This is a genomic window from Turicibacter sp. (assembly GCF_017941855.1).
GTDB lineage: Bacteria > Bacillota_I > Bacilli_A > MOL361 > Turicibacteraceae > Turicibacter > Turicibacter sanguinis.
The window spans coordinates 1-5,550 of sequence record NZ_JAGAVR010000094.1; the positions used below are offsets into that span (position 1 = coordinate 1).

The 5,550-nt window shown below is 33.7% G+C and carries 10 protein-coding genes; 9 read left to right on the forward strand and 1 reads right to left on the reverse strand.

The window, feature by feature from the left end:
* The coding region (locus J6D32_RS09885) for a cation transporting ATPase C-terminal domain-containing protein (RefSeq protein WP_287467642.1) at nt 1–478 on the forward strand (478 nt) is incomplete at its 5' end.
* Nucleotides 479–1,078: 600 nt separating this feature from the next.
* The gene (locus J6D32_RS09890; RefSeq protein ID WP_055163713.1) at nt 1,079–1,306 is read left to right on the forward strand and encodes a DUF2500 domain-containing protein; all 228 of its coding nucleotides are present in this window, start codon (nt 1,079–1,081) and stop codon (nt 1,304–1,306) included.
* Between the two features lie 24 nt (nt 1,307–1,330).
* Here the strand turns inward: J6D32_RS09890 and J6D32_RS09895 are convergent, their stop codons facing one another.
* Entirely contained in the window at nt 1,331–1,582 is a 252-nt protein-coding gene (locus tag J6D32_RS09895; RefSeq protein ID WP_055163710.1) for a DUF2500 family protein, read from the reverse strand.
* A 227-nt stretch (nt 1,583–1,809) separates the two neighbouring features.
* On the opposite strand from J6D32_RS09895, the gene J6D32_RS09900 reads away from it, so the two are divergent.
* The 7 genes from J6D32_RS09900 (at nt 1,810) to J6D32_RS09930 (ending at nt 5,417) form a co-directional block, all read left to right on the forward strand.
* Entirely contained in the window at nt 1,810–2,337 is a 528-nt protein-coding gene (locus tag J6D32_RS09900) for a hypothetical protein (protein WP_155062359.1), read from the forward strand.
* A gap of 22 nt (nt 2,338–2,359) precedes the next feature.
* Nucleotides 2,360–2,488, forward strand: coding sequence for a hypothetical protein (locus tag J6D32_RS09905; protein ID WP_262942105.1), 129 nt, complete (start codon nt 2,360–2,362; stop codon nt 2,486–2,488).
* A gap of 417 nt (nt 2,489–2,905) precedes the next feature.
* Entirely contained in the window at nt 2,906–3,601 is a 696-nt protein-coding gene (locus tag J6D32_RS09910) for a YveK family protein (RefSeq protein ID WP_006785873.1), read from the forward strand.
* A gap of 15 nt (nt 3,602–3,616) precedes the next feature.
* Complete coding sequence (locus J6D32_RS09915) at nt 3,617–4,060, forward strand: CpsD/CapB family tyrosine-protein kinase (RefSeq protein ID WP_287467643.1); 444 nt, start codon at nt 3,617–3,619, stop codon at nt 4,058–4,060.
* A 20-nt stretch (nt 4,061–4,080) separates the two neighbouring features.
* Nucleotides 4,081–4,317 (forward strand): hypothetical protein, encoded by a 237-nt coding sequence (locus J6D32_RS09920; RefSeq protein ID WP_262957659.1) that lies wholly within the window; start codon nt 4,081–4,083, stop codon nt 4,315–4,317.
* Nucleotides 4,318–4,474: 157 nt separating this feature from the next.
* The gene (locus J6D32_RS09925) at nt 4,475–5,128 is read left to right on the forward strand and encodes a sugar transferase (RefSeq protein ID WP_202979835.1); all 654 of its coding nucleotides are present in this window, start codon (nt 4,475–4,477) and stop codon (nt 5,126–5,128) included.
* Between the two features lie 46 nt (nt 5,129–5,174).
* Entirely contained in the window at nt 5,175–5,417 is a 243-nt protein-coding gene (locus J6D32_RS09930; RefSeq protein WP_230321575.1) for a glycosyltransferase family protein, read from the forward strand.
* Nucleotides 5,418–5,550 lie beyond the last annotated feature (133 nt).

Sequence of the window (5,550 nt, forward strand, 5' to 3'; positions counted from 1 at the left end):
AGTGACAGATAGTTTACCAGCTATCGCGATTGGAATGGAGAAATCGACGCGTAATTTATTACAGGACAAACCACGTCATCAAAAAGAATCGATTTTGGATAAAGACACCATGATTCAAATCGGATGGCAAGGGGCTTTAATCGCGGTGTTTACGATGATTGCTTACTTCATTGGACTTCAGGAAAGTCATGGATTGGCAGCAACACTTGCATTTGCAACGCTTTGCTTAGCGCGTTTATTCCACGGATTTAACTGTCGTGGACGTGAGTCAATCTTCAAACTTGGATTGTTTACTAACAAGTATAGTATCGGGGCATTCGTTATTGGATTTGGGCTATTAAATTTAATCTTATTAAATTCAGCTTTAAATTCATTATTTATGGTCACTGACATTACGTTATCTCAACTTGGAATCATCTACATCCTTGGATTTATGCCAACGTTAATGATTCAAATTGTGAGATTATTTAAACGATAAAAACATCATGCAGGAATGTATTACATATCATATTAGTAGCGTGACAGGCGGGGATAAGGTTTCGTTACATTTAAAAGGTGATTCTTTCTAGGAATCACCTTTTTGTTCCTTATTATCATAGTATTTTGAAAAAAATGTAGCGAATCAGGTATCTTTTAACTGAAAAATCCATATAATGTATTAGATGCGTGAAAGGTATGGTTTCACCAATAAAACAAATTCCTGAGCAGAATTTAATAAAAAAACAGCCATTTGGCTGTTTTTTTATGATTAGATGTTTAATTGTTTATGTTTCTTCGTTTTTCCATTATTTAATATATTTTTATACTGATGATGCTATAAGGGTGAGATCAGGTAAGGGGGAATTTTGATGTACGATCCATTTTTTTCACTAGTTGATAACTAAGTACGAAACTCGAAGAGTGAGTCTTAGCTCTCCTCAATGGATGGGGTAATTTTTTATTATGATCTTTTGTATCATGATTGGGATGTTTATTTATTCAGGTATTCATTATGCGAAGGATAAATCGAAGCCAATTCAAACGGAAAGTGCGGGGCCCCCATCCTGCAAAGTAGGTTTTATCCGCTAATGGGGGAATTGTGGTAGCGAATCGGACGAATATTTCGAGGCATCATCATTCAATGAATGACAATATACATCACTCAACTTCTACGACATATGATGTTACTTTTGAATTTATAACCGGACAACGGATGGAACTTCGTGTTCCTTCCAATCAATATGGATATATGATTGAGGGAGATGAGGGATTATTACAATTTCAAGGACACTTATTTGTTTCTTTTGAACGGACTCCAAAAGTATAAAAAAACAGCCATTTCGGCTGTTTTTTATAATCTTTTGGTTCTTTCAAAGGACAGGAAGGCACGGTCTTGGTAGTAAAGAACTCCTTCATCTCCTTCTATAAAGAAGGTAAAGTATTCGTATGGGACTTCAAGTTCGAGTTGGCTTCCATCTTGAATTTCGAAGGTGACGAAGTACGAAGGTGATTTAGGGGCATTTTTAAAGAGATGATGCGGATGGTGGCGACGTTTAGTCACGACAAAGCTTTCTACTTGCTTTATTTTAGGAGGTTTTTTCATACCGTTATTCTCCTTTTTGACTTAATATATGTGTAGTGTTTCGTAAAAAGACTATTTTTATAACAGGTTTTTGGATGAATGTGTCATATTCGGTATCGTTTTTTGAATAAAATGAGATATAAGACGTTGTAATTTGTTTGAAATAAAAATATTTTATAACTTCTAAAGTTAGTTTGTAGGAATGTGATGAGTCAGGGTTGTAAAGATAGAAAAGGGGGAATCTTTTTATGTTACCTGAAGAGAAAGAAGCTTTTTTAAATGAATTTAAGGTGAATATCAGGAAGCGCAGTATTTTTACAGTGCGAAACATGTTGGTGGACGTTTTGACGTTGTGTCCAGACGATGCCGACTTTTTAATCACATGCTACGATTTAGTTAAAAATGATTCACTTATCTTCCAGCGCCATAATTATGAGATTTTAGATTATGATGTGAATCATTGGAGTGAAGAGGGCTATGCGAAACTTAAGAAGACGCTTGAGATGAATTTTTCGCGTAAGAGATATCATTTATGTTTAGATTTGGCGATTCATTTTTATGCGTTGACGCAGGTTGTGGAAGAAGTTGAGGTAGAGGAGGAGCTAGAGGAAGAGGATGAAAAGTCGAAAAAGAAACGCCAAAAGCGAGAAAAGAAAAAACGGGAGCATCGCCATCACTGGAAAAATGATCATGAGAAGTATATGTTAACAGGGGTTGGAACGACGGCCATTTTACTTCTTGGAATGGTGATTCAGTTAATGGTGAGTGGAGAATAAAGAATAAAAAGGATATGAACCGGTGTATCTATTACAGGATTATGTGAAGTTAGCAAGTGATGCTCATGAGAATATTTATGGTTATTATAAGGATAGTGAAACGATAAGTCATCAACATGATATGATTCATGAAACAATAGAAGGCTTATAGCCAAATAGAAGATTTTTCTGATATATATAGTCAATGATTCATACGATTTAAGTTTAATGAGATTGCAAAAAAAGTCATAGTGAAGTCAAAAAATGATTTCACTATGGCTTTTTTTTATACCATCAATTTAATACATGAAACTGATCTGTGATTTTACTCGATGCGATGAAATCAGGAATCAATTAATTTTAAATAAATATAAGAAAAATCTGGTTTTAGGTTTGAAATAGCTATCATTAGAAAAATATAGAATAAATAAAAGTTGCTTGAATCGGTCGTTCTTGAATGTGTCGAAATAAGTCGTGAAATGACCGAAGGGGGAAAAGAAAAGGTGCTATAATGGTTTTGTTTTTGAAGAAATAGTTTTTTGTGTGAAGTCGAATTAATAAATAGAAGGATGAAGAAGGGGAGTTGAACATGGAAAATACAGAATATGAAATTGATTTGCGAGACATTTTTAATGTCCTAAAAAAACGTTGGTTAATGATTTGTAGTATTACCGCAACTTCTGTCATTATAGCAGGGGTTATTAGTTTTTTTATTTTATCACCTGTTTATGAATCCTCATCAACGTTATTAGTTAGTTATAAACAAAATCAGGAAAGTATTATGACTTATAATGATTTAACCATGAGCCAAAAACTTGTGAATACTTATAGTGAAATTATTAAGAGTCGAAGTATTTCTGAAGCTGTGATAAAGCAATTAAATTTAGATTTAACAGCTGAAGAATTATCAAAAAAGATTACAGTTTCTAAGGTGAATGATACCGAAATCATTCGAATTAAAGTTAGTGATACAAATCCTGAGACCGCTACTTTACTGACAAATACGATTGCGGATGTTTTTAAAAAAGAAATTAAAAACATTATGGAAATTGACAACGTGTCAACCATTGATACAGCCCAAGTACCTGAATGTCCTGTCAAACCAAATAAAATCATGAATATGGCCATTGCAGGTGTTTTTGGTATGATGGTGAGTGTAGGGCTTGCATTTATATTAGAATTTTTAGATCGTACCTTGAAGATTCCAACAGATGTTGAACGTCAATTAGGATTACCGCTTATTGGAGCTATCCCAGATATTGAAATGGAAAAAAAACTTAAATAGGAAAGAGGATGTGAAATGATGAGTGACTTAATTACAATATCAAATCCAAAATCACCAGTTGCCGAGGCATATCGCACCCTTCGTACGAATATTCAATTTTCAAATATCGATGGAAATTTACAAACTATTTGTGTAACCAGTTCAGGGCCTGGAGAAGGAAAATCAACGACCATTTCAAACTTAGCAGAAACCTTTGCTCAAGCTGGAAATAGAGTTGCGATTATAGATTGTGATTTGCGTAAGCCGCGTCTTCACAGGATTTTTAAATTAACGAATACAAAAGGTGTCACGACGTTACTATCAGGACAAAGTGAGATTGAAGATGTGATTCAAGTGGCTGGATCTGATTTAACAGTCATTACTAGTGGTCCGATTCCCCCAAATCCATCAGAGTTATTGGGGTCAAAAAGAATGAAAGATTTATTGGAAGTGTTAAAAAAAGATATGACATTGTTTTAATTGATGCACCTCCAGTTGGATTGGTAACAGATGCGGCTATTTTATCAGCCATTGTAGATGGAATCATCTTAGTAGTGGCATCGGGGAAAACTGATATTGATGGGGCAAAACGTGCAAAAAAACTACTTGAGAATGTTGGGGCTCGTATTTTAGGCGTAACGATGACAATGATACCAGTAAGTAAAAAAGGGTATTACGGGTATCAGTATTATGGTTACTATGAAGAAAATGAATTAAAGAAAAAGAGACGAAATTAGGTTCAGGGAGAAAGAAACAATCTAATACATTAAGATAGATTAGTTTGAGTATCATGGTATGATTCTGTTTTTTGCGTTTGAAAAGGGACTAAATCTATCTTCATGTTAGATATAGTCTCTTTTTTTAAAATCGAATTAGATAGAAGGTGATGAAGTAGTGGAAATAGTTTTATTGAAACAAGGTAAACAAATTGTAAATGATACAAAGCTATATCTTTTCTTAAAACGATTATTAGATATAGTCGTTGCAATAACAGGTCTGATTCTAGCTTCTCCTTTAATGTTGATAGTCTCCATTTTGATTAAAATTGAAGATCCTAAGGGACCGATTATCTTTAAACAAGTCCGTGTAGGACAGTATCCTAACACTTTTAAAATGTATAAATTCCGAAGTATGTATGTGGATGCTGAGGATAGAATTCAAGAATTGATGCATTTAAATGAACAAACAGGTCCTGTTTTTAAAATCAAAGATGACCCACGGATTACGAAAGTAGGAAAATTTATTCGAAAGACAAGCTTAGATGAATTACCTCAGTTAATTAATGTACTAAAAGGTGAGATGAGTCTTGTAGGACCACGTCCCGCGATTCCTCGTGAGGTAAAACTTTATAATGATTATCAAATGCAACGATTACTTGTAAAACCTGGAATAACCTGTATTTGGCAAGTGAGTGGACGTAATCATATTGGATTTGATGAGTGGGTGGATCTAGATATCGAATACATTAAAACAAGAAATTTATGGTTAGATATTAAACTGATTTTAATGACAATTCCAGCACTGCTAGGTGATGAGAACGCAAGTTAAACTTATTTTTATAAAAAAGAATACAGTATTTGAAGAAGGTGAATGTATGGAAATAAATTCAGATTTTCATATTGTTTATGCATCAGATAATAAGTTTGCGGAGATTCTAGGTGTTTCGATGGTGTCTTTATTTGAAAACAACAAAGATGCAAATAGTATTACTTTGTATATTTTAGATGGTGGAATTAGCGAACAAAATAAAAAGAGATTAGATGAAATTTGTTTTACATACGGTAGAGGTCTCCCAATCTGGATACAGGCTGTTAATATACAAGAAATTATTGGATAGGTTACAATTAATTAGACAGTTTTTTTAAGGTCATGTAGAATTATAAATAATATCAATCTAAAGGAGCTTTAACATGACCCAAACTAAAACTCGTAGACCACGCCGTACGTATACAGATGAATTTAAAAACCAA